Consider the following 26,639-nt stretch of genomic DNA (forward strand, 5'->3'; position numbering starts at 1 on the left):
GAACGTCCCTGCACCACGGCGCACTTGGGTCGCTCATCAGCGCGTTTACGAGAAGGCCCGCGCCCCCCGGCGCACGGAGGGCCGGTACGGGGGGCGCGGGCGATCCACTCGAATCGGTGAACGCCCAGGGCGTTACTTCTCGACCTCGTCGGCCAGCTTGGCGAGGACGGCGTCGTAGATGCGGCCGAGCCCCTTGGGCGCGAAGGTCTTCTCGAAGAAGCCGCCGATGCCGCCGGCGCCGTTCCAGACGGTGGTGACGACGGCGCGGGACTTGCCCTCCCCGGCGGGCGTCACGGTCCAGGTGGTGACCATGGAGGAGTTGCGGTCCTTCTCGACGAGCTGCCCGTCGGTGGGCTCGGTGACCTCCAGGAGGCAGTCTCGGACGCGCTTGCTGGTGGCCTGGAGCTTCCAGTGGACGAGGGTGCCCTCGCCGTCGCCGCCCTCGCGCACCTCGTACTCGCTGAAGTGCTCGGGGAGCAGCTTCGCGCGCGTGCCGCTGTAGTCGGCCAGGGCGTCGAACACCGTCTCCGCGTCCGCGGCGATGATCCGTTCCGTGGTGGCCTCGACCTGCGCCATTGACTTCCTCCAGCTCGTGATTCCTCGGGGGGTGCAGGCCTAGCGAACCACGTGGGCTCCGGGGGGCGAAATCCGGGTTGCGACGATCAAGGGAACAGATGTTCTATTCTGAGCGAACGGTCGAGGCCGAGCCATCGAGGAGACGTCCATGCGCTGGGACAATCTGGGCGACACCCCCGCCGCCCCCGCCGACATCACCCTGTTCGGCACGGACGCGGTCACCACCCGCACCTTCGACGCCCCCGAGTTCCGGGGCGTCACCTTCCACGAGGTCCGGGCCCGCTCGATCCTGAACCGGGTGCCCGGCGCCTCCCGCATGCCGTTCGAGTGGACGGTCAACCCCTACCGCGGCTGCACGCACGCGTGCGTGTACTGCTTCGCCCGCAAGTCCCACGGCTATCTCGACCTGGACACCGGACTGGACTTCGACTCCCAGATCGTCGTCAAGACCAACGCCCCGGAACTGCTGGCCCGGCAGCTCGCCTCGGCCCGCTGGCAGGGCGCGCACGTCGCCATGGGCACCAACGTCGACTGCTACCAGCGCGCCGAGGGCCGCTACCGGCTGATGCCGGGCATCCTCACGGCGCTGCGGGACCGGGCGAACCCGTTCTCGATCCTCACCAAGGGCACCCTGATCCTGCGCGACCTGGAGCTCCTCGCCCAGGCCGCCCGGGTCACCGAGGTCGGCATCTCCGTCTCGGTGGGCTTCACCGACCAGGAGCTCTGGCGGACGGTCGAGCCCGGTGCCCCCTCGCCGCAGCGCCGCCTCGACGTCGTCCGCGCCCTCGGCGGGCACGGCATCGACTGCGGGGTCCTGATGGCGCCCGTGGTGCCCTTCCTCGGCGACCGGCCCGAGCAGCTGCGCGCGACGGTCCGCGCGATCGCCGAGGCCGGCGCGAGCTCGGTCACCCCGCTCGTCCTGCACCTGCGGCCGGGAGCCCGCGAGTGGTTCATGGCCTGGCTGCGCGACCACCACCCGGGCCTGGTCCGGCGGTACGAGAGGATGTACGCGGACGGGGCCTACGCGCCGACCTGGTACCAGCGCCGGATCACCCGTCAGGTGCACGAGCTGGCGGCCGAGTTCGGCATCGGGCCCGCCCGCCGGGGCGCGGCGCGCCGGATCCCCGTACCGGAGGAGCCCTCCCTCGCGGCCGCCCCCGAGCAGCTCACGCTGCTGTGAAGCCTCCCCGGTTCTCCGGACCGATCATCGGACCGGTCACCTGACACGCCGTCGGATCCGCATCCGTTCGGGTCAACTCTCGCCGAAACAGGTCCCCTCGGCGCCGGTTCGGGACACAAACGCCCTATGACCCCACGCGCAGGAATGCTGATCGCCGCTGGAGCGCTGGTCGCCGGGACGGTCACCGTCCTGCCCGCCGCCCCCGCCGGCGCCGGTGAACCGACCCCCCGACCGCTCCCCGGCCTCACCTGGACCGAGTGCGCCACGAAGGCGTACCCCCGGCTCCAGTGCGCCACCCTGAAGGTGCCGCTCAACCACGACGACCCGGCCGGGCGGAAGATCACCCTGGCCCTCACCCGCGTCCCCCACACCGCGAAGACCTTCCAGGGCCCGCTGCTCGTGAACCCGGGCGGCCCCGGCGGCAGCGGGCGCGGCATGGCCGGCTACGTGGCGGCCTCCCTGCCCCCGAAGGTGGCCGCCGAGTACGACGTGATCGGCTTCGACCCGCGCGGGGTCGGCAAGAGCGAGCCCGCGCTCGACTGCAAGCCCGGCCACTTCGCGCCCGTGCGGGCGGACTCGGTGCCGACCGGGGCCGCGGCCGAGCGGGCGGCCATCGACCGGGCGCAGTCCTTCGCCGAGGCCTGCGGGGAGAAGTACGCGGACGTGCTGCCGTACATCGACACCGTGAGCACGGCCCGGGACCTGGACGCGATCCGGCAGGCGGCCGGCGCGCCGAGGATCAACTACCTCGGCTACTCGTACGGCACCTACCTGGGCTCCGTGTACGCGCGCCTGTACCCGGACCGGGTGCGGCGGATGGCGCTCGACTCCGTCGTGAACCCGCACGGCGTCTGGTACGAGGACAACATCGCGCAGGACTACGCCTTCGACGACCGCCACAAGGACTTCATGGCCTGGGTGGCCCGGCAGAACGCCGTGTACAGACTGGGCACCGACCCGGCGGCCGTCGAGGCCGCCTGGTACCGGATGCGCGACGCGCTGCGCACCACCCCGGCCGGCGGCAAGGTCGGCCCCGCCGAGCTGGAGGACACCTTCCTGCCCGGCGGGTACTACGACGGCTACTGGCCCCGCCTGGCGAGCGCCTTCGCCGCGTACGTCAACGACGCGGACCCGGCGCCGCTGAAGGAGGCGTACGAGCGGTACGGGGAGGCCGACGCGGCCGCCGACAACGGCTACTCGGTCTACACGAGCGTGCAGTGCCGGGACGCGGGCTGGCCCCGCGACTGGAACGTGTGGCGCAAGGACAGCTGGAGCGTGCACGCGAAGGCGCCGTTCTCCACCTGGAACAACGCCTGGTACAACGCGCCCTGCGCCTTCTGGCCGGTGGAGTCCCTGACCCCGCCGGACCTCACCAACGACCAGCTGCCGCCGGTCCTCATCCTCCAGGCCACGGACGACGCCGCGACGCCGTACGAGGGCGGGGCCGCGCTGCACCGTCTGATGCGCGGCTCCAGCCTCGTCGTCGAGGAGGGCGGCGGGAACCACGGGGTGTCCCTCGGCGGGAACGACTGTCTCGACGAGCACCTGGCCGCCTACCTCGCCACGGGCAAGGTCCCGCGCGGCGAGGGCGACACCGAGGTGGACGCGATCTGCGCCGCGCTCCCCGAGCCGGAGCCGGAGCCCGTGACCGCGGCCGCGCCGACGACCCCGGAGAAGAACGGCAAGCAGGCGGGCGCGGTGCGCGCGGAGCGGGCCGGCATCGCCCTCCACGGCTTCCTCGGCCACGTGCGCTGACCCCTCCCCCTTCCCCCGGTGCCCGCTCCCCGCGAAGGGGGGCGGGCACCGTCGGTGGCGTGCGCGAGGATGTGGGGCATGACGAGCCACCTCACCCACGTGCCCGCGCCCGACGGCCTCGCGCCCAGCCCCCAGTACAGCCACGTCGTGTGGGGCACGGGCCGGTTCGTCGCGATATCCGGGCAGTGCGCCCTGGACGCCTCCGGCGCGGTGGTCGGGGAGGGCGACGCGGCGGCCCAGGCCCACCAGGTCTTCACGAACCTGGAGCGGTGCCTCGCGGCGGCCGGGGCGGGCTTCGGGGACGTGGTGAAGCTGACGTACTTCGTCACGGACGTGGCCCACCTCCCGGCGGTACGGGACGCCCGGGACGCCCACTTCGCGGGCGCTCCGCTGCCGGCGAGCTCGGCGGTCCAGGTGTCGGCGCTGGTCCGGCCCGAACTCCTGGTCGAGATCGAGGCGTTCGCCCTGGTGCCGGACCGGGCCCCGTCAGAGGGCGGGACCCAGTCCCGCCAGTGACCGGCTCGCCGCCGCGCCCAGTCGCGGGTGCGGGAGCGCCGCCTCCAGGGCCTCCCTGGCGCCGGGCCCTCCCAGGGCCCCCAGGCCCTCCACGCAGGCGAGGCCGACCCGCCAGTGGGGGTCGTCGGCCCGAAGTCGCCGTCCGAGGACGGTGATCAGCGCCGGCACGGATTCGGGCGCGCGGAGCTCGGTGAGCAGCCGGACCGGGAGCAGGGCGTAGGCGACGCGGAGTTCGTTGGTGGCGAGGGCCGCGGCCGCGCGCGCGGTGCGGGGGTCGCCGAGCCGGACCAGGGCGTGGGCGGCGGTGACGCAGCGCTCCGGATCGCGGTGGTTGAGGAGCAGGACGAGGGCCTCGAAGGCACGGGGGTCGCCGGCGACGCCGAGGGAGTAGGCGGCGATCTCGCGGGCCCAGAGGGGCTGTCCGGGCGCGGTGAGGACGCGGTGCAGTTCCTCCGCGTGCCCCCCGGAGGCGGCTCGGCCCCCGGAGGCGGCTCGCCCCTCAGACCCGGCTCGGCCCCCGGAGGCGGCTCGCCCCTCAGACCCGGCTCGACTCCCGGATCCGGCTCGACTCCCGGATCCGGCGAGTTCCGCGAGTGCCGTGAGTTCCGTGAATGCCGCCGGGACTTCTCCGGAGTCATTCTCGATCTCGTCCCGCAATCGATCGATCATCGAGCAGAATTCCGGATCCTCGGAGATTTCCATGAATCCGACCCTATCCGCGATCCAGATCACACTTTCCCAACTTCCCGGGACTGGCGCGCTCGTTACCGGCCGGTTAGTCTCAGGTGAGCGGGCACCACCCGCACTTCTCACGACGGCCTGGTGACGCAGCCGTTGTGTTCGCTTGTCGGTTCGGCAGTTTCGACGTGGCTCCGGGACAGAGTCCGTCGCACCTTTTCCCAGGGCACCGCCCTTTTTCCGGGCCCCGCCCTCGCTCTTTCCCGCGCCCCTTTCGTGCGCGCACTGCCCTCAGTCGTCACTCTTCCTCTGGAGTCCCCTGATGGACACCCCTCTCTCCACCATCGCCGTCGTCGGTCTCGGCACCATGGGCACGGGTATCGCCGATGTCCTCGCCCGGGCCGGCCGCGAGGTCATCGGCATCGACATCAGCGACACCGCCGCCGCCCAGGCCGTCGCCGCCCTGGAGGCCTCCACCGCCCGCGCGGTGGCCCGCGAGCGGATCACCGAGGAGGAGCGGCAGGACGTCCTGGCCCGCTTCCGTACCTTCTCCGACCTCCAGGCGGCCGCCGAGGCCGACCTCGTGATCGAGGTCGTGCCCGAGTCGTACGAGGCGAAGCAGGAGGTCTTCCGGACCCTCGACGGGATCGTCCGCCCGGACGCGATCCTGGCCACCGGCACCAACGCCCTCTCGGTGACCCGGCTCGCCGCCGACTCGGCGCACCCCGAGCGGGTCCTCGGCCTGCACTTCTTCGCCCCGGTCCAGGCCATGAAGCTGGTCGAGGTGGTCTCCTCCGTGCTGACCGACCCGCGGGCCGTGGACGCCGTCACCCGGCTCGCCCAGGACCTCGGCAAGGAGCCTGTGGCGGTCGGCGACCGGGCCGGCTTCATCGCGGACGGGCTGCTCTTCGGCTACCTGAACCAGGCCGCCGCCATGTACGAGGCCAAGTACGCCTCCCGCGAGGACATCGACGCGGCGATGAAGCTGGGCTGCGGCCTGCCGATGGGCCCGCTGGCGCTGCTCGACCTGGTCGGCGTCGACACGGCCCGTACGGTCCTGGAGGCCATGTACGCCGCCTCGCACGACCGGCTGCACGCCCCGGCCCCGATCCTCAAGCAGCTCAGCGAGGCCGGTCTGACCGGCCGCAAGGCGGGCCGCGGCTTCTACACGTACGCGGCGCCGGGCTCCGGCGAGGTCGTGCCCGACGCGCTGACCCCGTCCGCCTCCGCCGACGCCGGCGGCGGCCGTGAGATCCGCTCGGTCGGCGTCGCCGGCTCGGGCACCATGGCCTCCGGCATCGCCGAGGTCTTCGCCAAGGCCGGTTACGCGGTCGTGCTCGCCGCCCGCTCCCAGGAGAAGGCGGACACCGCCAAGGCCCGGATCGCCAAGTCCCTGGCCCGCTCGGTCGACAAGGGCCGGATGACGGCCGAGGCGCGCGACACGACGCTCGCCCTGATCACCCCGGCCGGCTCGCTCGACGCCTTCGCCGAGGTCGACCTGGCCGTCGAGGCGGTCGCCGAGGACCTGGCGGTCAAGCAGGAGCTGTTCGGGCGGCTCGACAAGATCTGCAAGCCGGGCGCGGTGCTGGCCACCACGACCTCCTCGCTGCCGGTCATCGCCTGTGCCCGCGCCACCTCGCGCCCGCAGGACGTCATCGGGATGCACTTCTTCAACCCGGCGCCGGCGATGAAGCTGGTGGAGATCGTCCGTACGGTCCTGACCGCCGACGACGTCCACGCCACCGTCCGCGAGGTCACGGCGAAGATCAGGAAGCACCCGGTGGACTGCGGCGACCGCGCCGGCTTCATCGTGAACGCGCTGCTCTTCCCGTACCTGAACAACGCGGTCAAGATGGTCCAGGAGCACTACGCGACCCTGGACGACATCGACGCGGCCATGAAGCTGGGCGGCGGCTACCCGATGGGCCCCTTCGAGCTGCTCGACGTGGTCGGCCTGGACGTCTCGCTCGCGATCGAGCAGGTGCTGCACCGCGAGTTCCGCGACCCGGGCCTCGCGCCCGCCCCGCTCCTGGAGCACCTGGTGGCGGCGGGCTGCCTGGGCCGCAAGACGGGTCGCGGCTTCCGCGAATATGCCCGACGCTGAGTCCCGCACCGTCGGCTGGGGCGGTCTGCTGAGTCCCCCGGGCACCGCCGGTGCCCCGGGGGGCTCCCCGCCCCCACCTGGGCACACTCCCACTCCGATGCAGTACGTTCGGACCATGCCCAAGGCCGCGAAGACACCCCGTGCCACCTCCCCGTCCGACGCTCCGGAGAGCGCGGCGGGCACCCGTGCCGCCGCGCAGCGGCTCAAGATGCGCCGGGAGCTCGCCGCCGCCGCCATGGAGCTCTTCGCGACCAAGGGGTACGAGGCGACCACCGTCGACGAGATCGCGGCCACGGCCGGGGTCGCGCGGCGGACGTTCTTCCGGCACTTCCGCTCCAAGGAAGAGGCGATCTTCCCCGATCACGACGACACGCTGGTGCGGGCGGAGGCGGTGCTGAACGCCGCGCCGCCGCACGAGCACCCGCTCGACACGGTGTGCCGGGGCATCAAGGAAGTCATGAAGATGTACGCGGGGTCCCCCGCGGTCTCCGTGGAGCGCTACCGGCTCACCCGTGAGGTGCCGACCCTGCGGGAGCGGGAGATCGCCTCGGTGGCCCGCTACGAGCGCCTCTTCACCCGCTATCTCCTCGGGCACTTCGACGAGCGGGACCACCACGACGGCAACGACGACCCGCTGCTCGCCGAGGTGGCCGCGTCGGCGGTCGTCACGGCGCACAACCACGTGCTGCGCCGCTGGCTGCGGGCGGGCGGCGAGGGCGACGTGGAGGCCCAGCTCGACCACGCCTTCGCGATCGTCCGGGAGACCTTCGGCTCGGGCATAGGGGCCCGTCCGGCGGCCGCCGGGAGCACCACCGCCGCGCCGGCCGAGCCGGCCCCGGAGGCACCGGCCGCGACGGCGTCCACGACGGGCGACGTGGTGGTCGCCGTGGCCCGCACGGACGCCCCGCTCGACGAGGTCATGCGCACCATCCAGCAGGCGCTCGCCAAGCCCTGAGCCCCGCTCCGCCGAGAGGGCCGTCCCCGGATTCCGGGGGCGGCCCTCTCGGCGTTCCCGTGATGTTCCCGCAGCTCACGGGCCATTTCGATCGATCATCGCTCATCCGTGACGGGCAGATTGCATCTGAGTGAAATTGTTGGCACGCAGTGCCTTGTCAGGTGACACGGCGTGCCATACGTTGATGTTGTCCGGGCGGCCGGCGCGGAGAGATCACACCTCGCGCGCCGGCTGTCCCCACCCGTCGACGGCGGGTGCGCCCGGACGCCTGCGTCACAGGCACCCTCGCGCTCCACCACACAGCGCCGCCACCGCACCACCGCGCCGAACCGACGGCACACCTCCACAGCAGCAGTACTTCCCGCCGTAACCCCCAGGCGTCCCTCCCTCAGGACGCTCACCGCCGGAGGCAACCCGTGAAGGAAATCCTGGACGCGATCCAGTCCCCGGACTCCACGTCCGCCGACTTCGCGAACATCAAGCTCCCCGAGTCGTACCGGGCCGTCACCGTCCACAAGGACGAGGCGGAGATGTTCGCCGGCGTCGAGAGCCGCGACAAGGACCCGCGCAAGTCGCTCCACCTCGACGACGTGGCGCTCCCCGAGCTCGGCCCGGGCGAGGCCCTCGTGGCCGTCATGGCGAGCTCCGTCAACTACAACTCGGTCTGGACCTCGATCTTCGAGCCGGTCTCGACCTTCGGCTTCCTGGAGCGCTACGGCCGGCTCTCCGAGCTCACCAAGCGCCACGACCTGCCGTACCACGTCATCGGCTCCGACCTCGCGGGCGTCGTCCTGCGCACCGGCCCGGGCGTCAACTCCTGGAAGCCCGGCGACGAGGTCGTCGCGCACTGCCTCTCGGTCGAGCTGGAGTCCTCGGACGGCCACAACGACACGATGCTCGACCCCGAGCAGCGCATCTGGGGCTTCGAGACCAACTTCGGCGGCCTCGCCGAGATCGCCCTCGTCAAGTCGAACCAGCTGATGCCGAAGCCCGGCCACCTCAGCTGGGAGGAGGCGGCGGCCCCCGGCCTCGTCAACTCCACCGCCTACCGCCAGCTGGTCTCCAACAACGGCGCCGGCATGAAGCAGGGCGACAACGTCCTCATCTGGGGCGCGAGCGGCGGACTCGGCTCGTACGCCACGCAGTTCGCCCTGGCCGGCGGCGCCAACCCGATCTGTGTCGTCTCCTCCCCCGAGAAGGCCGACATCTGCCGGTCCATGGGCGCCGAGGCGGTCATCGACCGCAACGCCGAGGGCTACAGGTTCTGGAAGGACGAGAACACCCAGGACCCGCGCGAGTGGAAGCGCTTCGGCTCCAAGATCCGCGAGCTGACCGGCGGCGAGGACATCGACATCGTCTTCGAGCACCCGGGCCGCGAGACCTTCGGCGCCTCCGTGTACGTCACCCGCAAGGGCGGCACCATCACCACCTGCGCCTCGACCTCGGGCTACATGCACCAGTACGACAACCGCTACCTGTGGATGTCGCTGAAGCGGATCATCGGCTCGCACTTCGCGAACTACCGCGAGGCCTGGGAGGCCAACCGCCTGATCGCCAAGGGCAAGATCCACCCGACGCTGTCGAAGGTCTACTCCCTGGAGGAGACCGGCCAGGCCGCGTACGACGTCCACCGCAACCTGCACCAGGGCAAGGTCGGCGTCCTCGCCCTCGCCCCGCAGGAGGGCCTGGGCGTCAGCAACCCCGAGCTCCGGGCCCAGCACATCGACGCCATCAACCGCTTCCGGAACATCTGAGGTCCCGAAGATGACTGAGCGCCAGAAGGACCGGCCGTGGCTCATGCGGACGTACGCCGGTCACTCGACCGCCGAGGCGTCCAACGAGCTGTACCGGCGCAACCTCGCCAAGGGTCAGACCGGCCTCTCGGTCGCGTTCGACCTGCCGACGCAGACCGGGTACGACCCCGACCACGTCCTCGCCCGCGGCGAGGTCGGCCGGGTCGGCGTCCCCGTCTCGCACCTCGGTGACATGCGCCGGCTGTTCCAGGACATCCCCCTGGAGCAGATGAACACCTCGATGACCATCAACGCCACCGCCATGTGGCTGCTGGCGCTCTACCAGGTGGCCGCCGAGGAGCAGGGTGCGGACATCACCCGGCTCCAGGGCACCACCCAGAACGACATCGTGAAGGAGTACCTGTCGCGCGGGACGCACGTCTTCCCGCCCGGCCCCTCGCTCCGCCTCACGACGGACATGATCGCGTACACGGTCAACCACATCCCGAAGTGGAACCCGATCAACATCTGCAGCTACCACCTGCAGGAGGCCGGGGCCACGCCGGTCCAGGAGATCTCGTACGCGATGGCGACCGCGATCGCGGTCCTCGACTCGGTCCGCGACTCCGGTCAGGTCCCCGAGGACCGCTTCGGCGAGGTCGTCGCCCGCATCTCCTTCTTCGTGAACGCGGGCGTCCGCTTCATCGAGGAGATGTGCAAGATGCGCGCCTTCGGCCGCATCTGGGACAAGATCACGCTGGAGCGGTACGGCATCGAGAACGCCAAGCAGCGCCGGTTCCGCTACGGCGTCCAGGTCAACTCCCTCGGCCTGACCGAGGCGCAGCCGGAGAACAACGTCCAGCGGATCGTCCTGGAGATGCTGGCCGTCACCCTCTCCAAGGACGCCCGCGCGCGTGCCGTGCAGCTCCCGGCCTGGAACGAGGCCCTCGGCCTCCCCCGGCCCTGGGACCAGCAGTGGTCGCTCCGCATCCAGCAGGTGCTCGCCCACGAGTCCGACCTGCTGGAGTACGACGACATCTTCGCCGGCTCGCACGTGATCGAGGCCAAGGTGGACGCCCTCGTCGAGGAGTGCCTGGCCGAGATCGACCGGATCCAGGAGATGGGCGGCGCGATGGCCGCCGTCGAGTCCGGCTACCTCAAGTCGCAGCTGGTCTCCTCGCACGCCGAGCGGCGCGCCCGGATCGAGGCCGGCGAGGACAAGATCGTCGGCGTCAACATCTTCCAGTCGACCGAGGAGAACCCCCTCACCGCCGACCTGGACACCGCGATCATGACGGTGGACCCGGCGGTCGAGGCCCGGGTCGTCGACTCGATGAGGACCTGGCGCGACAACCGCTACCAGCCGCCGTTCAACCACCCGCGGCCCTGCAAGGCCCTGGAGCGCCTCAAGGAGGCCGCCAAGGGCACCGAGAACCTCATGGAGGCCACCCTGGAGTGCGCCCGCGCCGGGGTCACCACCGGCGAGTGGGCCGGGGCCCTGCGCGAGGTGTTCGGCGAGTTCCGCGCCCCGACCGGCGTCTCCTCCGCCCCGATCGCCGTGACGGCCGAGGCGGGCACGCCGCTCGCCCTGGTCCGCGAGAAGGTGACCAGGACCGCCGAGGACCTGAACTGCGGGCGGCTGCGGCTGCTCGTCGGCAAGCCGGGCCTGGACGGGCACTCCAACGGGGCCGAGCAGATCGCCGTACGCGCGCGTGACGCCGGTTTCGAGGTGGTCTACCAGGGCATCCGGCTGACGCCCGAGCAGATCGTCGACGCCGCCCTGGCGGAGGACGTGCACTGCGTGGGCCTGTCGATCCTCTCCGGCTCGCACTCCGCGCTGGTCCCCGACGTCCTCGACCGCCTCCGCGAGGCGGGCGCGACGGACATCCCGGTCATCGTCGGCGGCATCATCCCGAACGCCGACGCCGCAGAACTGAAGCGCGCGGGTGTCGCCGCCGTCTTCACACCGAAGGACTTCGGCATCACGGAGATCATCGGCCGTATCGTCGACGAGATCCGGCAAGCGAACAAGCTCAGCCCCCTGGAAAGTACGGAGGTCCTCGCATGACCAGCCCTGTGAACCGGCTCCGCCCCCGCCGCTCCTGCCTGGCGGTCCCCGGCTCCAACCCGCGCTTCCTCGAGAAGGCCCAGGGCCTCGCCGCCGACCAGGTCTTCCTCGACCTGGAGGACGCGTGCGCCCCGCTGGCCAAGCCCGAGGCCCGGCACACCATCGTGAAGTTCCTGAACGAGGGCGACTGGACCGGCAAGACCCGCGTGGTCCGCGTCAACGACTGGACGACCCACTGGACCTACCGTGACGTCGTCACGGTCGTCGAGGGCGCCGGCCAGAACCTCGACTGCATCATGCTGCCGAAGGTCCAGGACGCCCAGCAGATCGTCGCCCTCGACCTGCTGCTCACGCAGATCGAGAAGACCATGGGCTTCGAGGTCGGCAAGATCGGCATCGAGGCGCAGATCGAGAACGCGCAGGGCCTGACCAACGTCAACGCGATCGCGCAGGCCTCCCAGCGCGTCGAGACGATCATCTTCGGCCCGGCCGACTTCATGGCGTCCATCAACATGAAGTCCCTCGTCGTCGGCGAGCAGCCGCCCGGCTACCCGGCGGACGCGTACCACCACATCCTGATGAGCATCCTGATGGCGGCCCGCGCCAACAACCTCCAGGCGATCGACGGCCCCTACCTGCAGATCCGCAACCAGGAGGGCTACAAGGCGGTCGCGCAGCGCGCCGCCGCCCTGGGCTTCGACGGCAAGTGGGTGCTGCACCCGGACCAGGTCGCCGCCGCGAACGAGATCTTCTCGCCCTCGCAGGAGGACTACGACCACGCCGAGCTGATCCTCGACGCGTACGACTACTACACGTCCGAGGCCGGCGGGAAGAAGGGCTCCGCGATGCTCGGCGACGAGATGATCGACGAGGCCTCCCGCAAGATGGCCCTGGTCATCTCCGGCAAGGGCCGCGCCGCCGGCATGCAGCGCACCAGCAAGTTCGAGATCCCGGAGGCCTGAGAGCGATGCAGTTCGGCCGCACCTATGAAGAGTTCGAAGTCGGTGCCGTCTACAAGCACTGGCCCGGAAAGACGGTCACCGAGTACGACGACCACCTCTTCTGTCTGCTGACGATGAACCACCATCCGCTGCACATGGATGTGAACTACGCCGAGAACACGACGGATTTCGGCAAGAACGTCGTCGTCGGCAACTACATCTACTCGCTGCTGCTCGGCATGTCCGTGCCGGACGTCTCCGGCAAGGCGATCGCCAACCTGGAGATCGAGTCGCTGCGGCACGTGGCGCCGACCTTCCACGGCGACACGATCTACGGCGAGACGACGGTCCTCGACAAGACCCCGTCGAAGTCGAAGAACGACCGCGGCATCGTCTACGTCGAGACCAAGGGCTACAAGCAGGACGGCACCCTCGTGTGCGTCTTCCGCCGCAAGGTGATGGTCCCCACCGAGACGTACATCAAGGAGCGCGGCGGCGAGCAGCCCGGCCGCCCCGAGCTCAAGGAACAGGGGAAGTAGTCATGGCGCGACTCGCCCAGACCCACGGTCTGACCGATGTCCAGCAGGAGATCCTCGCCACCGTCCGGGACTTCGTCGACAAGGAGATCATCCCGGTCGCGACGGAGCTGGAGCACCGCGACGAGTACCCGCAGCAGATCGTCGACGGGCTCAAGGAGCTCGGCGTCTTCGGCCTGATGATCCCCGAGGAGTACGGGGGCCTGGGCGAGTCGCTGCTCACCTACGCGCTGTGCGTGGAGGAGATCGCCCGCGGCTGGATGTCGGTCTCCGGCATCATCAACACCCACTTCATCGTGGCGTACATGCTCAAGCAGCACGGCACCCAGGAGCAGAAGGAGTACTTCCTTCCGCGGATGGCGGCCGGCGAGACGCGCGGCGCCTTCTCGATGTCGGAGCCGGGCCTCGGCTCGGACGTGTCGGCGATCACCTCGAAGGCGGTCAAGGACGGCGACGAGTACGTCCTCAACGGCCAGAAGATGTGGCTGACGAACGGCGGCACGTCAACGCTGGTGGCCGTTCTCGTCCGAAGTGACGAAGGACACCCGGAGGGCACGGCCCCCCACAAGTCGATGACGACCTTCCTCGTCGAGAAGGAGCCCGGCTTCGGAGAGGTCCGCCCCGGCCTCACGATCCCCGGCAAGATCGACAAGATGGGTTACAAGGGCGTCGACACGACCGAACTCATCATGGACGGACTGCGCATTCCGGCCAATCGTGTACTCGGCGGGGTCACCGGCCGAGGGTTTTACCAAATGATGGACGGCGTCGAGGTCGGCCGCGTGAACGTGGCGGCCCGTGGTTGCGGCGTCGCGCAGCGTGCTTTCGAACTGGGTGTCTCGTATGCCCAGCAACGTCACACTTTCGGCAAGGCGATCGCCCAGCACCAGGCGATTCAGTTCAAGCTGGCCGAGATGGCTACCAAGGTCGAGGCCGCCCATGCCATGATGGTGAACGCAGCACGCAAAAAGGACTCCGGGGAACGAAACGACCTCGAAGCAGGGATGGCGAAGTACCTCGCCTCCGAATACTGCAAGGAGGTCGTCGAGGACGCCTTCCGCATCCACGGTGGATACGGGTTCTCGAAGGAGTACGAGATCGAGCGTCTCTACCGGGAAGCTCCGATGCTGCTCATCGGTGAAGGTACCGCCGAGATCCAGAAAATGATCATTGGTCGTCGGCTGCTCGAGGAGTACCGATTCCAGGGTTGATTGTCGCTTTTGAGTCGGTTCGGCCGCGAAGAAGATCACACCCTGTGTTCGTCTTCCGGCCGTCGACTCGGTTCCTGGCTTGCCCAGTTGCGCCCCGCAACCGATAGCATCGCCGGAAAGCCGCCGTCCCCCGTTGCCAGTGCGGCATCATCCGCTACGAAGGTCATCCATGCCCGACAGTCGAACCTCTGCACATCGCGACAGCCTCAAGGGCACGCGCATCGCTCGCGGAGCATCGCCGTGGCTTCTGCCGACCGTCGCCACCGCGGCACTCAGCCTCGCGCGCTCCCGCAAGTCGAGGCGCGCCGCGGCCATCGCCGTGCCGACCACCGCTCTCGCGGCCGGCATGCTGTGGTTCTTCCGCGACCCCGAGCGTGAGATCGCTCAGGGCCGGGTCATCTCCCCCGCCGACGGTGTGGTGCAGAGCATCATGCCGTGGAAGGACGGACGGACCCGGGTCGCCATCTTCATGAGCCCGCTGAACGTCCACGTCAACCGCGCGCCGCTGGCCGGCACGGTGACGTCCGTGGAGCACGTCCCCGGCGGGTTCGTTCCGGCGTTCAACAAGGAGAGCGAGAACAACGAGCGCGTTGTCTGGCACTTCGACACCGAGCTCGGCGACATCGAGATGGTGCAGATCGCGGGCGCCGTCGCCCGACGGATCGTGCCGTACATCCCGCAGGGGACGAAGGTCGAGCAGGGTGACCGCATCGGTCTGATCCGATTCGGCTCGCGCGTCGACATCTACCTCCCCGAGGGCGTCGAGGTCGCGGTCGAGGTCGGCCAGGTCACCACCGCGGGGGTGACTCGCATTGACCGTGATTGATCCCGACACACGGGCCGCCGACTGGGTCGCCGACGCCGAGGCGGAGGCGGCCGAAGAGGCCGAGGAGATGCCGCTGTCGCTGAGGCTGTCCATAGCGGACGCCCTCACGCTCGGTAACGCCACGTGCGGCTTCATGGCGGTGTACTTCACCACCACGGGCATCCTCATCCCGCACCTCACGGGCAGCAGCGAGACCGGCATGGCGCGCAACAGCGCCGCCACCGCCGTGATCCTGATGCTGGCCGCGGCGATCTTCGACCTCTTCGACGGCATCGTGGCGCGCAAGCTCCGCAGCTCGCCGATGGGCGCCGAGCTCGACAACCTGTCCGACCTGATCAGCTTCGGTCTGGCCCCGGCCTACTTCGTGCTCGTGTACGGAATGGTCGCGGACGACGCGCAGCAGAAGGTCTCGGCCGTGGCCGCGATCGTGGTGCTGCTGGCCGTGGTGCTGAGGCTCGCGAGATTCTCGTGCGTGACGATGAAGGACGGCATGTTCCAGGGCATGCCGAGCCCCTTCGGCGCGCTGACGGTCGTGTCGATCATCCTCCTGGAGCTGCCGTTCATCCCGACCCTGCTCGCGATCATCGGCACGGCGTGGCTGATGGTGAGCCGGGTGGAGTACCCGAAGCCGCGGGGTGCCCTCGCGGTGGCGATGCTCAGCTGGATCGTCGGAGCGATGGCGATGCTGGCCGCGTGGGCGTTCGACGCGCCGGGCGGACAGATCCTGCTCCAGACCGGCTGCGCGCTCCAGGTCGTGCTGGGCGCCGTGATCCCCCTCTTCGCGACGGCCCGCCGAGTGAACACCTTCCGCGACAACCGGCGCGAGAGCCGGGAGGCGCGGGCGGCACAGCTGCCGTAGCGGACGGCGTACGAAGGGCCCGGGAGGCGACCGCCTCCCGGGCCCTTTCGCATGCCCTAGCCGAGGCGCTTGTAGTAGAGCGTGGTGGGGCGGAGGGCGCCGGCGGGGTCGGCGGCGAAGTCCGGGATCGTTCCGGCCGCGGTCCAGCCCGCGCCCCGGTAGAGGCGCTCGGCCGGGCTGCCGGTCTGGGTGTCCAGGACGAGCAGCCGGAGGCCGGTGGCGGCGGCGTGGGCCTCGGCGGCGGCGAGGAGTCGCTGCCCGAGCCCCCGGCCGCGGGCCGAGCTGTGGACGAGGAGCCGGGCGATCTCGCCGCGGTGCCGGCCGTTGTCCGTGCCGGCGCGGACGAGGGTGACGACGCCCGTCAGCCGCCCGTCGGGGGTGCGGGCCGCCCAGACGTCCCGCACGCCCCTCGCGGCCTCCTCGGCGACCCCGGACCACCAGGAGGCCGCCTCGGCGGCGTCCAGGGGCGCCAGGAAACCCACGGACGCCCCGCCGTCGACGGCGTCGACGAGGAGCGCGGCGAGCCCGGCCGGGGCATGGGCCCGTACGGCGTCGGGATCGAGGCGCTCGACGAGATCGAGCCGCCGCTCCAGGCAGAGGAGGTCGGGACGGTCGTCCCAGGAGGCGACGGGCCCGAAGCCGAGGCTCCGGTAGAGGGCGAGCGGCTCCTCCCGCCAGTTCCAGACCGTGAGGCGTACGGCGGGGGCTCCGGCGCCCTCCGCCCGGCGCAGGGCCTCGGCCATGAGCGCCTTCGCGATCCCCTTCCCGCGGGCCTCGGGCGCGACCCAGAGCCGCTTGACCTCGGGCACGCGGCCCTCCCGGGGGGCCTTGAGGACGACGCAGCCGGCCGGCTCGTCGGCGCCGGGCGGGGTGGCGAGCAGGACGGTGTCGGCGGCGAACGCGGCGGCGGGGTCCTCGGCCTCGGCACGGTATACGGCCGGGAGCTCGGCGACCGACTCCACGGCCGTCCCCTTCTCGGCCTGGTTGACCAGGTGGTAGGCGCCGAGCAGGGCGGGGAGGCGGGGGTGGGAGCGGTTCTCCTCGATGTGTGCGGCAGTCATGGGCCGAGCTTCACATCACCGTGTTTCCGGGAGATGACGATCTTCTCCGTGGGCGGGACTGCCAGGATGGGCCCGTGACGATCACCGGAGACATACGGACGGAGCGCCCGTGGCGGCGCGTGCTCGGGCGGGGGCTGGCGGCCGGCGGGGCGGCGGCGGGGATCGGGTGCCTGGTGGGGCCCGTGCTCGCCGAGCGGTCGGGGCTGCTGGTCCTGACCACCGCCTTCACGTACCGCTGGCCGAGCTTCCTCGTGGCGGCCCTGCTGCTGGGCGGAGCGGCCCTGCTGCTGACGGAGCGGGCGGGGCTCCGGGCGGGGCTGCTCACGGCGTGCGGGGCGGCGGCCGTGGGTGCCGTGGCCTTCCGTCTGGTCGTCTTCCCGATGCTCGGCGGCGTCTGGGAGGAGGTCCACCGCGCGGGGGCGCCCGGCGGCGCGGACCGGTACCTGGTGGTGGAGGAGGGCTCGGCCGTGATCGACCCGCTCTGGCGGGTCTCGGTCGTGGACGGGTCAGGGCTCGGCGCGCACCACTGGGACGTCGGATTCTTCGACGGCGACGCCACCGCGCTGCTCGCGGTGGCCTGGTCGGGACCCGACACCCTGGTGGTCACGGCCGCGGGCCGCGAGGAGATGACCGTGCGGCTCGACCCGCGCACCGGGAAGCCGGAGCGGGAGATCTCCGTGACCTGACCCCGTGCGGGGGCCCGGCCGCCCCGGGGCGGCCGGGCCCCCGCACGGGGCTCGACGACCGGTTCCTAGGCGAGGAAGTCCCGTGCGATGTTCGCGGCCACGTCCTCAAGGAGCGGCCCCGCGTTCGCGATGCACTTCGCCGTGTCCGGCTCCAGATCCGTCAGGGGGTACGCGCGGCGGATCCCGGCGGTGCCCAGGGCCTCGGCCGGCAGGGCGAGGCGCCCGCAGACCGCGACGACCTCCTTGCCCGCGGCGCGGGCCGCGGCGGCGACCCCGGCCGGGGCCTTGCCGTGGAGGGTCTGCTCGTCGAGGGAGCCCTCGCCGGTGACGACGAGGGTGGCGCGCTCCAGGGCGGGGGCGAAGCCGAGGACCTCCAGCATCAGCTCGATGCCGGGCCGGAAGCTCGCTCCGAGGATCAGCGCGCCGTATCCGATGCCGCCCGCGCCGCCCGCGCCGGGCGCGACGGCGGCCTCGGCGGCCCGGGGGCCGACGGCCTTCTCCAGGACGGTGGCGAAGTGGGCGAGGGCCGCGTCGAGGGTGCGGACGTCGTCCGGGGTCGCGCCCTTCTGCGGTCCGTAGACGGCGGGGGCGCCCTTGGGCCCGGTGAGCGGGTTGTCGACGTCGCTCGCGAGGATCAGGTCGACCGAGGCGAAGCGGGGGTCGAGGCCGCTGAGGTCGGCCGTGGCGAGGTCGGCGAGGGGTGCGCCACCGGGGCCGACGGGCTCGCCGGCCGCGTCGAGGAACCGGGCGCCGAGCGCGGCGAGCATGCCGGCGCCGCCGTCGGTGGTGGCGCTGCCGCCGACGCCGAAGACGAGGGTGGTCGCGCCCGCGTCCAGCGCGGCGCGGAGCAGCTCTCCGGAGCCGTACGTGGTCGCCGTGAGGGGGGCGAACACGCCGGGCGGGAGCAGCTGGAGGCCCGAGGCCTCCGCCATCTCGACGACCGCGGTGGTGCCGCGCAGCGCGAACGCCGCGGTGACCGGCTCGCCGAGCGGGCCCGTCACGCGGACCTCGCGCCGCTCGAAGCCGGCCGCGACGGCCGCCGCGACGGTGCCGTCGCCGCCGTCCGCCACGGGGAGCGTCTCCACCGTGAGCTCCGGGACGACCCGTCGCAGTCCTGCTGTGACCCGCTCCGCGACCTGCACGGCCGTGAGCGAGCCCTTGAACTTGTCGGCCGCCACGAGCACGTGAGCGACCTGAGTTGCTGCCCCGTCCGTCACCTTGCATCCCTTGCTTTCGAACGTGCAGTCGCGCCGAGGCAGACCCTATCCGTACGGCCAGACGGCGTGCCACCCCCTGATAAGGCGATATTCCGCACCATAGTGGGGTCGCATGAGCTCGGAAAAGATCGTTCCTGACGGCAGGCCCGACGGCAAGGTCATCGGGATCGGGGTCACGGCCGTGGTCGCGGTCGTGTGCTGGGCGGCGCTGGGCGGGGACTCGTTCGACGGCGCGTCCTCCGCCGCCCTGAAGTGGGTGCTGTCGAACTTCGCCTGGCTCTTCGTGGTCGCGGCGGACGCCTTCCTGGTCCTGTGCGTGGTGATCGCGCTGAGCCGCTTCGGGCGGATCAGGCTGGGCGCGGACGACTCGGAGCCGGAGTTCACGAACCTGGCGTGGATCGCGATGATGTTCAGCGCCGGCATGGGCATCGGCCTGATGTTCTACGGGGTCGGGGAGCCGCTGACGCATTTCCTGAACCCTCCCCCGGCGAGCGGCGCCTCCGCGGGGACCGGGGCGGCGGCCCTCACGGCGATGGAGTACTCGTTCTTCCACTGGACGCTGACCCCGTGGGCGATCTACGGGATCGCGGGGCTCGCGCTGGCGTACGCGGGCTTCCGCAAGGGGCGGGGGAACCGGCTGAGCTCCGCCTTCGTGCCGCTGATGGGGGCGCGCCGGGCGGATTCCTGGCCGGGCAGGGCGATCGACCTCCTCGCGGTGTTCGCGACGGTGTTCGGCACCGCGACGAGTCTGGGGCTCGGCGCCCTCCAGGTCGCCGAGGGGCTGAACCTGACGATGGGCGTGGAGAACTCGACGGCGACGCAGCTGATCGTCATCGTGGCGCTGTCGGCGGCGTTCGTGCTGTCGGCGTTCTCCGGTCTCCACAAGGGCGTGAAGTGGCTGTCCACGCTGAACATCGTCCTCGCGGCCTGTCTGATGCTCTTCGTCTTCCTGCTCGGTCCGACGGTCTACGTCCTGGACACCATTCCCGCCTCCGTCGGCGGCTATCTGCACCAGCTGCTGCCGATGGCGAGCCGCACGGGCGCGTTCACCGACCGCGACTGGCTGGGGACGTGGACGATCTTCTACTGGGCGTGGTGGCTGTCCTGGGCTCCGTTCGTCGGCACCTTCATCGCCCGGATCTCGCGCGGCCGGACGATCCGGGAGTTCCTGGTGGGGGTGCTGCTGGTGCCGTCGGGGGCGACGGTGGTGTGGTTCTGCGTGATGGGCGGGACCGCGATCCGGCTGGAGTCGACGGGCGCGGCGGACCTGGCGACGGCGGTGAAGGACGGCGCGGAGGCCTCGCTGTTCGCGATGCTGGAGGCGCTGCCGATCGGGACGGTGACGTCGGTCGTCGCGATGCTCCTGGTGATGACGTACTTCATCACGAGCGCGGACTCGGCCTCGCTGGTGATGGGTTCGCTGACGAGCCGCGGCTCGCTCCATCCGCCGACCTGGCTCGTGGTGACCTGGGGCGTCCTGATGGCCGCCGTGGCGGCGGTGCTGCTGGTGGCGGGCGGTCTGAACTCGCTGCAGACGGCGACGATCCTGGTGGCGCTGCCGTTCGTGGTCGTGATGCTGGTGCTGTGCTTCGCGCTCCTGAAGGAGCTGCGGGCGGACCCTGGTGCCGGTCCGGCCCGGCACCAGGCCCTGCACGGGCTGCGGGACGCGGTGCGGACCCTGGTCGGGGAGGCCATGACCGAACGGGCCGGCGTCCCCCGCCACGACCGGCCCCGGGAGGCGGCGAAGACCGGCACCGGCGCGGAGCCCCCCGACGGCGAGGTCTGAGGCACCGGAGCGGAGCCGCCGCCGGGCCGGGGCCGGGCTCCGGCGCGCGCCCGGCCGCCGGGTTCGGTACACCGGAGGTATGGGGTTCACGGACGGGGAGCTCGGGGACCGGATCCTGGGCGGCTGGACGGGCCGGATCGCCGGGAACATGCTCGGCAAGCCCGTGGAGCGGGGGGACCACTGGACCCGGGAGCGCATCGACGCGTATCTGCGGCTGACCGGGGCGCTCCCGCTGACGGACTACCTCCCTCCCCCGCCGCCCGGGGCGGAGGGCTTCGAGCTGCGGCCCGAGTGGGAGCGGTGCGTGCGGGGCGGGATCGACGGCAGCTGCCGGGACGACGACGTCGACTGGTCGGTCCTGGGGCTGCACCTCCTGGAGACGTACGGCTTCGCGTTCACCACCGAGCAGGTCGGCCGGGAGTGGCTGCTGCGGCTGCCGTACCTGCAGACGTTCACGGCGGAGCGGGTCGCCTACCGGAACCTCGCCGACGGTCTGCGGCCGCCGCTGACCGCCACGTACGACAATCCGTACCAGGAGTGGATCGGGGCGCTGATCCGGGCCGACGTGTACGGCTGGACCTGTCCGGGCGACCCGCACCGGGCCGCCTCGCTGGCCCGTCGGGACGCGGTCCTCTCGCACACCGGGAACGGCGTGTACGGGGCGATGTGGGCGGCGGCGCTGATCGCGGCGGCCTTCACCGCGCCGGACGTGCGGTCGGCCCTGGAGACGAGTCTGGAGCGGGTCCCGGCGAGCAGCCGGCTCGCCCGGACCGTACGGGGCACGGTCGCGCTGCACGAGGCGGGGCTCGGCTGGTCGGAGGCGCTCACCGAGCTCGCGGAGCGGACGGCGGGCCTCGGCTGGATCCACACCGTCCCGAACGCGGCCGTCCTGACGGCCGGACTCCTGTACGGGGAAGGGGACTTCACCCGGACGATCGCGCTGACCGTCCGCGGCGGCCTGGACACCGACTCCAACGGGGCGACGGCGGGTTCGGTGGCCGGGGTCCGCTGCGGCGCGGCCGCGATCCCGCCGCAGTGGTCGGAGCCCCTGCGGGACCGGGTGCGCAGCGCCGTCTTCGGCTTCGACGGGGTCCGCATCAGCGAACTGGCGGAGCGGACGCTGCGGTTGGCCGGGCGGACGGGGTGAGGGGAGGCTTGGGGTCCGCGGGCCGTTCGAGGGACGACAGGGCGGCCGCGAGGAGCAGCAGAGCGCCGACGACCAGGACGAGGCCGCCCACGAGGACCCGGAAGCACCCGCCCAGGAGCAGGCGGGCGCGCCGGTCGGAGGTCTCCGGCATCCTCAGCCCTGCGGGGGTTCCGGCGGGACGATCTCGCCGGTGCGCTGCGGCTCGTCCCGGCTGACCGCCCGCGCCTCGGTGCGGTGGCCGCGGGCGATGTAGTCCCGGACCACCGCCTCGACGGCGTCCTGGGGGTTGCCGATGCCGGCGAGGACCATGACTTCCACGACGAGTTCGGCGTCGAGACCGATGTTCACCTTGGCCATGGCCGGAACCTAACACCGGGAAACCCGCTCGCGTGAGCGGTTCTGTGGTGCCTAGGGTCGACGCATGACGATGGTCGCGATCTTCACCGGCGCCGGTGTCTCCACGGACTCGGGCATCCCCGACTACCGGGGGCCGAACGGCGTGTGGCGGCAGGACCCCGAGGCCGAGCGGCTCGTGACGTACGGGCCGTACATGGCCGATCCGGAGATCCGCCGCCGCTCGTGGCGGATGCGGCTCGAAGGCCCGGTCCTGGACGCCGAGCCGAACGTGGCGCACCGCGCGATCGCCGCGTACGAGCGGACGAGCGGCAACGCGCTGCGGGTGATCACGCAGAACGTGGACGGGCTGCACCAGGCGGCCGGGGTGTCCGAACGGAAGGTCCTCGAACTCCACGGCTCGGCGCGGTCGGTGGTGTGCACGGCCTGCCACGCGCGGTCGTCGATGACGGAGGCGCTCGACCGGGTGCGGGCCGGTGAGGACGACCCGGCGTGCCGGGCGTGCGGCGGGATCCTGAAGGCCGCGACGGTGATGTTCGGGCAGCGGCTCGATCCGGTGGTGCTCGGCACGGCCATGTCGATCGCCAAGGCCACCGAGGTGTTCGTCGTGGTCGGCAGCAGTCTCCAGGTGAATCCGGCGGCCTCCCTCGCGGGGATCGCGGCCGAGCACGGCGCCCGGCTGATCATCGTGAACGCCGAGCCCACCCCGTACGATCCCGTCGCCGACGAGGTCGTGCGCGAGCCGATCGGCACGGCGCTGCCCGCGCTGCTCGGCCGGCTCGCCTAGAACAGGGCGTCGGGAGCCGCCGTACCCGACTCGAAGGCGAGCAGCCGCTGCTTGCGGTCCAGGCCGCCGCCGTAGCCGGTGAGACCGCCGCCCGCCCCGATCACCCGGTGGCAGGGGACGATGATGCTGACGGGGTTCTTGCCGTTGGCGAGGCCCACGGCCCGGGAGGCGCCGGGACTGCCGAGCTCCTCGGCGAGTTCGCCGTACGTCCGGGTCTCCCCGTACGGGATGCGGAGCAGCTGTTCCCAGACCCGCAGCTGGAACGGGGTGCCGATCAGATTCAACGGCAGGTCGAACTCGGTGAGTTCGCCCGCGAAGTAGGCGTCGAGCTGGCGGATCGCCTCGCCGAAGGGCCGCGGGTCGGGCTCGCCGAAGGTCTCCTCGGGCGGGCGGTGGCGCTGGCCGGTCATGTGGACGCGGCTGAGGACGCCGTCGACGGCGACGAGCGTCAGCGGCTCGTACGGGCTGTCCACGACGGTGTGTCGGATGGCGGGCACGGGGTGGATTCCTTTACGCGGGCAGGTGGTTGATCGGGTGGTCGTCGGTCGCCCAGAGGTACTGGACGGCGTAGGCGCGCCAGGGACGCCAGTGCGCGGCGCGGGCGGTGAGCGCGGCGGGGGTGCCGGGCAGGCCGAGCCCCTCGGCCGCGCGGCGGACGCCGAGGTCGCCGGGGAGGAAGGCGTCGGGGTCGCCGAGGGCCCGCATGGCGATGATCTCGGTGGTCCAGGGTCCGAAGCCCGGGAGGGCGAGCAGCCGGGCGCGGGCCTCCTCGCGGTCGTCGGCGGGGCCGAGCGGGAGCGAGCCGTCGGCGAGGGCCCGGACGAGGGTGAGGAGGGTGGTGCGGCGGCTGCGCGGCAGGGCGAGGCTCTCGGGGTCGAGGGCGGCGAGCGCCTCGGGGTCCGGGAAGAGGTGGGTCAGTCCGCCCTCGGGATCCTCGATCGGGACGCCGTGCGCGGTGACCAGGCGGGCGGCGTGGGTGCGGGCGGCGGCGGTGGACACCTGCTGCCCGAGGACGGCCCGTACGGCGAACTCGGCGGGGTCGACGGTGCCGGGGACACGGCGGCCGGGTGCCTTGTCGACGAGCGGGGCGAGCAGCGGGTCGGTGCGGAGCCGCTCGTCGACGGCGACGGGGTCGGCGTCGAGGTCGAGGAGCCGGCGGCAGCGGCTGATCGCGTGGGTGAGGCCGCGCGGGTCGGTGAGGAAGAGGCGGCAGGCGATGTGGTCGGCGCGGGGGGCGAGGGCGACGATGCCGTGGCCGTACGGGAGGCTCAGCGTCCGCCGGTAGGCGCCGTCGCGCCACTCCTCCACGCCGGGGACGGCGGTCGCGGCGAGGTGGCCGAAGAGGTTGGAGGGTTCGAGGGGGGCGCGGAACGGCAGCCGGAGGCCGATGACGCCGGGGGTGGCGGTCGCCCGGACCGGCGACCGGCGGGCCGCGCGGGCGCGGAGCTCGCCGGGGGTGAGGGCGAAGACCTCGCGGACGGTGTCGTTGAAGGTGCGGATGGAGGAGAAGCCGGCCGCGAAGGCGATCTCCCCGAAGGCCATCGAGGTGGTCTCGATGAGCAGCCGGGCGGTCTGGGCGCGCTGGGCGCGGGCCAGGGCGAGCGGTCCGGCGCCCAGTTCGGCGAGGAGCTGGCGTTCGATCTGGCGGGTGGACCAGCCGAGCCGCCGGGCGAGTCCGGGGACGCCCTCGCGGTCGACGACGCCGTCCTGGATGAGGCGCACGGCACGGGCGACGGCGTCGGCCCGGACGTTCCACTGGGGCGAGCCGGGGCTGGTGTCGGGCCGGCACCGCTTGCAGGCCCGGTAGCCGGCGCGCTGGCAGGAGGCGGCGCTCGGGTGGAACTCCATGTTCTCGGGCTTGGGCGGCACGGCCGGGCAGCTGGGCCGGCAGTAGATCCGGGTGGTGCGGACGGCGGTGAAGAACACGCCGTCGAAGCGCGCCTCCTTGGACTGGACGGCCCGCACGCAGCGCTCGGTGTCGGTGTGCATGGTTCCAGGATCGGGGACGGACGGCTCGCGGGCTGGCGAGAAAACGACATGGACGTCCGCCCCGTCCCGCTCCCCCTCCCCGCCCCTGTCTCGGTCCCCGCCTCCGTCCCGGCCCCTGCCCCTGCCCCTGCCCCGGTCCCGGTCCCGGTCCCGGTCCCGGTGCCGGTGCCGGTGCCTCAGACCGTGACCGTCCGGTAGTGGGTGGTCAGTCGGCCGTCCTCGCCGAGGACGTGGAAGGCGAGGGCGGGCGGCAGGTCGAGGTGGACGTGCGGGTTCTCGGGGCCCGGGTTCTCCCAGGGCAGCCGGATGGCGGAGACGACGCCGGGCGCGACGAGCAGCGGACGCCCGGCGAAGGTCGTGGCGGCCGCCGTGTGGGCGTGGCCCGCGAGGAAGGCCGTCAGGTGGGGTGGCGGTCGGCGAGCGCGGCGAGCCGCTCCTCGCCGAACTGCCGGATCCCGTCCACGTACGGGGTGTGCAGCGGGACGGGCGGGTGGTGGAAGGCGACCAGGACGGGCACCTCGCGCGGGGTGCCGGCGAGGACGCCGTCGAGCCATTCGATCGTCTCGTCCTCCAGGAAGCCCCGGTCCTCGCCGGGCACCGAGGAGTCGCAGAGGGCGATGACGAAACCCTCGCCCCGGAGCACCTGGTTGACGGGGGCGTGGGGGCGCACCGCCGTCTCCTCCGGGAGGAGGCCCTTGCGGAAGGCGGCACGGTCGTCGTGGTTGCCGGGGCAGACGAGCAGCGGATGACGGGAGGTCAGCAGCTCCCGTGCCACCGCGTACTCCTCCGGGGTCGCGTGGTCGGCGATGTCACCGGTGACGAGGACGGCCGCCAGGTCGTACGGCAGCTCCTCCAGGTGGCGCAGGACGGCGCGGGTCCGGTCCGCGCTGCGCTGCTCGCCGTCGAGGTGGACGTCGCTGACGTGGGCGATGACGATCATGCGGTCGGACCTCCGTGGACGTGTGTGAACGGACGTTCACGCGCGACCGTACGATGATCACGACCGGGCCGGGAAGGGCCGCTTCGGGACCCGTGGACCGCTTTTCGGGCCGTCTACTCGAACCGGGTGGTGTCCCCCGCTCCACGGCGGACGATCTCGGGCTCGCCGCTGGAGAAGTCGACGACGGTGGTGGGTTCGGTGCCGCATTCGCCGGAGTCGAGCACCGCGTCCACCTGGTGGTCGAGCCGCTCCTTGATCTCCCACCCCTGCGTGAGGGGTTCGGCCTCGTCGGGCAGGAGCAGGGTGCTGGAGAGCAGCGGCTCGCCGAGTTCGGCGAGGAGGGCCTGGGTGACGACGTGGTCGGGGATGCGGACGCCGACCGTCTTCTTCTTGGGGTGGAGCAGCTGACGGGGCACCTCCTTGGTGCCCGGCAGGATGAAGGTGTACGCGCCGGGGGTGGACGCCTTGACCGCGCGGAAGACGTCGTTGTCGATGTGCACGAGCTGGCCCAGCTGGGCGAAGTTCGCGCACATCAGCGTGAAGTGGTGCCGGTCGTCGAGGTCGCGGATGGCGCGGATCCGGCTGATGCCGTCGCGGCTGCCGATCCGGGTGCCCAGCGCGTAGCAGGAGTCGGTCGGGTACGCGACGAGCGCCCCGTTCCGGATGGAGTCGGCCACCGCGCCGATGGTGCGGGGCTGGGGGTTGTCGGGGTGCACGTCGAAGTACTTGGCCAT

General features: G+C 72.0%; 24 protein-coding genes and 2 pseudogenes. 16 read left to right on the top strand and 10 right to left on the bottom strand.

Features of this window, described 5'->3' with window-relative positions; all coding sequences use genetic code 11:
- Positions 1 to 132 precede the first annotated feature (132 nt).
- Positions 133 to 576 (bottom strand): SRPBCC family protein, encoded by a 444-nt coding sequence (locus ACFYUZ_RS16190; RefSeq protein WP_030686492.1) that lies wholly within the window; start codon positions 574 to 576, stop codon positions 133 to 135.
- Between the two features lie 148 nt (positions 577 to 724).
- Here ACFYUZ_RS16190 and ACFYUZ_RS16195 point away from each other — a divergent pair, with 148 nt between their 5' ends.
- From ACFYUZ_RS16195 to ACFYUZ_RS16205, 3 genes are all read left to right on the top strand, one after another.
- The gene (locus ACFYUZ_RS16195; RefSeq protein ID WP_389309418.1) at positions 725 to 1,756 is read left to right on the top strand and encodes an Rv2578c family radical SAM protein; all 1,032 of its coding nucleotides are present in this window, start codon (positions 725 to 727) and stop codon (positions 1,754 to 1,756) included.
- A gap of 126 nt (positions 1,757 to 1,882) precedes the next feature.
- The gene (locus ACFYUZ_RS16200; RefSeq protein WP_389309421.1) at positions 1,883 to 3,511 is read left to right on the top strand and encodes an alpha/beta fold hydrolase; all 1,629 of its coding nucleotides are present in this window, start codon (positions 1,883 to 1,885) and stop codon (positions 3,509 to 3,511) included.
- 78 nt (positions 3,512 to 3,589) lie between these two features.
- A complete protein-coding gene (locus ACFYUZ_RS16205; RefSeq protein ID WP_389309424.1) occupies positions 3,590 to 4,027 on the top strand; it encodes a RidA family protein in 438 nt (145 codons plus the stop codon).
- On the opposite strand, the gene ACFYUZ_RS16210 is transcribed toward ACFYUZ_RS16205, so the two are convergent.
- Positions 3,998 to 4,729: a HEAT repeat domain-containing protein gene (locus tag ACFYUZ_RS16210; protein ID WP_389309426.1), complete on the bottom strand. Its 732-nt coding sequence runs from the start codon at positions 4,727 to 4,729 to the stop codon at positions 3,998 to 4,000. The two genes, ACFYUZ_RS16205 and ACFYUZ_RS16210, sit on opposite strands and share 30 nt — an antisense overlap.
- A 298-nt stretch (positions 4,730 to 5,027) precedes the next feature.
- On the opposite strand from ACFYUZ_RS16210, the gene ACFYUZ_RS16215 reads away from it, so the two are divergent.
- The 9 genes from ACFYUZ_RS16215 (at position 5,028) to pssA (ending at position 15,938) form a co-directional block, all read left to right on the top strand.
- Complete coding sequence (locus ACFYUZ_RS16215; protein ID WP_389309429.1) at positions 5,028 to 6,809, top strand: 3-hydroxyacyl-CoA dehydrogenase family protein; 1,782 nt, start codon at positions 5,028 to 5,030, stop codon at positions 6,807 to 6,809.
- A 115-nt stretch (positions 6,810 to 6,924) separates the two neighbouring features.
- Entirely contained in the window at positions 6,925 to 7,764 is an 840-nt protein-coding gene (locus tag ACFYUZ_RS16220) for a TetR family transcriptional regulator (protein ID WP_389309432.1), read from the top strand.
- A 416-nt stretch (positions 7,765 to 8,180) separates the two neighbouring features.
- Positions 8,181 to 9,518 carry a crotonyl-CoA carboxylase/reductase gene (ccrA, locus tag ACFYUZ_RS16225; protein WP_389309434.1) on the top strand — a complete coding sequence of 446 codons (1,338 nt, stop codon included), beginning with the start codon at positions 8,181 to 8,183 and terminating at the stop codon, positions 9,516 to 9,518.
- 10 nt (positions 9,519 to 9,528) lie between these two features.
- A complete protein-coding gene (locus ACFYUZ_RS16230) occupies positions 9,529 to 11,565 on the top strand; it encodes a protein meaA (protein ID WP_389309436.1) in 2,037 nt (678 codons plus the stop codon).
- Positions 11,562 to 12,527, top strand: coding sequence for a CoA ester lyase (locus ACFYUZ_RS16235; RefSeq protein ID WP_015037486.1), 966 nt, complete (start codon positions 11,562 to 11,564; stop codon positions 12,525 to 12,527). The genes ACFYUZ_RS16230 and ACFYUZ_RS16235 overlap by 4 nt, the downstream gene beginning before the upstream one ends.
- A gap of 5 nt (positions 12,528 to 12,532) precedes the next feature.
- Positions 12,533 to 13,045, top strand: a complete 513-nt coding sequence (locus ACFYUZ_RS16240) for a MaoC family dehydratase (RefSeq protein ID WP_015656728.1) — start codon at positions 12,533 to 12,535, stop codon at positions 13,043 to 13,045.
- A 2-nt stretch (positions 13,046 to 13,047) separates the two neighbouring features.
- The gene (locus tag ACFYUZ_RS16245) at positions 13,048 to 14,253 is read left to right on the top strand and encodes an acyl-CoA dehydrogenase family protein (protein ID WP_017236794.1); all 1,206 of its coding nucleotides are present in this window, start codon (positions 13,048 to 13,050) and stop codon (positions 14,251 to 14,253) included.
- Between the two features lie 169 nt (positions 14,254 to 14,422).
- Positions 14,423 to 15,079: a phosphatidylserine decarboxylase gene (locus tag ACFYUZ_RS16250; protein ID WP_389310276.1), complete on the top strand. Its 657-nt coding sequence runs from the start codon at positions 14,423 to 14,425 to the stop codon at positions 15,077 to 15,079.
- Positions 15,072 to 15,938, top strand: a complete 867-nt coding sequence (gene pssA / locus ACFYUZ_RS16255) for a CDP-diacylglycerol--serine O-phosphatidyltransferase (RefSeq protein WP_389310278.1) — start codon at positions 15,072 to 15,074, stop codon at positions 15,936 to 15,938. The genes ACFYUZ_RS16250 and pssA overlap by 8 nt, the downstream gene beginning before the upstream one ends.
- A 56-nt stretch (positions 15,939 to 15,994) precedes the next feature.
- Here the strand turns inward: pssA and ACFYUZ_RS16260 are convergent, their stop codons facing one another.
- Together ACFYUZ_RS16260 and ACFYUZ_RS16265 are read right to left on the bottom strand one after the other, a co-directional pair.
- Positions 15,995 to 16,531 carry a GNAT family N-acetyltransferase gene (locus tag ACFYUZ_RS16260; RefSeq protein WP_389310280.1) on the bottom strand — a complete coding sequence of 179 codons (537 nt, stop codon included), beginning with the start codon at positions 16,529 to 16,531 and terminating at the stop codon, positions 15,995 to 15,997.
- Positions 16,532 to 16,576: 45 nt separating this feature from the next.
- Positions 16,577 to 16,999: pseudogene (locus ACFYUZ_RS16265) on the bottom strand (GNAT family N-acetyltransferase); the annotation flags it as partial.
- A 74-nt stretch (positions 17,000 to 17,073) separates the two neighbouring features.
- Between ACFYUZ_RS16265 and ACFYUZ_RS16270 the strand changes: the two are divergent.
- Complete coding sequence (locus ACFYUZ_RS16270) at positions 17,074 to 17,685, top strand: hypothetical protein (protein ID WP_389309440.1); 612 nt, start codon at positions 17,074 to 17,076, stop codon at positions 17,683 to 17,685.
- 65 nt (positions 17,686 to 17,750) lie between these two features.
- Here ACFYUZ_RS16270 and ACFYUZ_RS16275 read toward each other — a convergent pair whose 3' ends face one another.
- Positions 17,751 to 18,902: a glycerate kinase gene (locus ACFYUZ_RS16275; RefSeq protein WP_389309442.1), complete on the bottom strand. Its 1,152-nt coding sequence runs from the start codon at positions 18,900 to 18,902 to the stop codon at positions 17,751 to 17,753.
- A gap of 112 nt (positions 18,903 to 19,014) precedes the next feature.
- Here ACFYUZ_RS16275 and ACFYUZ_RS16280 point away from each other — a divergent pair, with 112 nt between their 5' ends.
- Positions 19,015 to 20,688, top strand: coding sequence for a BCCT family transporter (locus tag ACFYUZ_RS16280; protein WP_389309444.1), 1,674 nt, complete (start codon positions 19,015 to 19,017; stop codon positions 20,686 to 20,688).
- A gap of 79 nt (positions 20,689 to 20,767) precedes the next feature.
- Entirely contained in the window at positions 20,768 to 21,835 is a 1,068-nt protein-coding gene (locus ACFYUZ_RS16285) for an ADP-ribosylglycohydrolase family protein (RefSeq protein ID WP_389309447.1), read from the top strand.
- A gap of 153 nt (positions 21,836 to 21,988) precedes the next feature.
- Here ACFYUZ_RS16285 and ACFYUZ_RS16290 read toward each other — a convergent pair whose 3' ends face one another.
- Positions 21,989 to 22,192, bottom strand: coding sequence for a type II toxin-antitoxin system VapB family antitoxin (locus tag ACFYUZ_RS16290; RefSeq protein WP_093873280.1), 204 nt, complete (start codon positions 22,190 to 22,192; stop codon positions 21,989 to 21,991).
- Positions 22,193 to 22,256: 64 nt separating this feature from the next.
- Here ACFYUZ_RS16290 and ACFYUZ_RS16295 point away from each other — a divergent pair, with 64 nt between their 5' ends.
- The gene (locus tag ACFYUZ_RS16295; protein ID WP_389309450.1) at positions 22,257 to 22,976 is read left to right on the top strand and encodes an NAD-dependent deacetylase; all 720 of its coding nucleotides are present in this window, start codon (positions 22,257 to 22,259) and stop codon (positions 22,974 to 22,976) included.
- Here ACFYUZ_RS16295 and ACFYUZ_RS16300 read toward each other — a convergent pair.
- The 4 genes and pseudogenes from ACFYUZ_RS16300 to ACFYUZ_RS16315 form a co-directional block, all read right to left on the bottom strand.
- On the bottom strand, positions 22,973 to 23,473 hold the full coding sequence (locus ACFYUZ_RS16300; protein ID WP_389309453.1) for a methylated-DNA--[protein]-cysteine S-methyltransferase: 501 nt from the start codon (positions 23,471 to 23,473) through the stop codon (positions 22,973 to 22,975). The genes ACFYUZ_RS16295 and ACFYUZ_RS16300 overlap by 4 nt on opposite strands.
- Positions 23,474 to 23,486: 13 nt before the next feature.
- On the bottom strand, positions 23,487 to 24,965 hold the full coding sequence (locus ACFYUZ_RS16305; RefSeq protein WP_389309455.1) for an AlkA N-terminal domain-containing protein: 1,479 nt from the start codon (positions 24,963 to 24,965) through the stop codon (positions 23,487 to 23,489).
- Between the two features lie 176 nt (positions 24,966 to 25,141).
- Positions 25,142 to 25,905: pseudogene (locus tag ACFYUZ_RS16310) on the bottom strand (metallophosphoesterase).
- 113 nt (positions 25,906 to 26,018) lie between these two features.
- Complete coding sequence (locus tag ACFYUZ_RS16315; RefSeq protein ID WP_389309458.1) at positions 26,019 to 26,639, bottom strand: L-threonylcarbamoyladenylate synthase; 621 nt, start codon at positions 26,637 to 26,639, stop codon at positions 26,019 to 26,021.

It is taken from the genome of Streptomyces sp. NPDC004266 (assembly GCF_042874095.1).
In the GTDB taxonomy this organism is placed as follows: Bacteria; Actinomycetota; Actinomycetes; order Streptomycetales; family Streptomycetaceae; genus Streptomyces.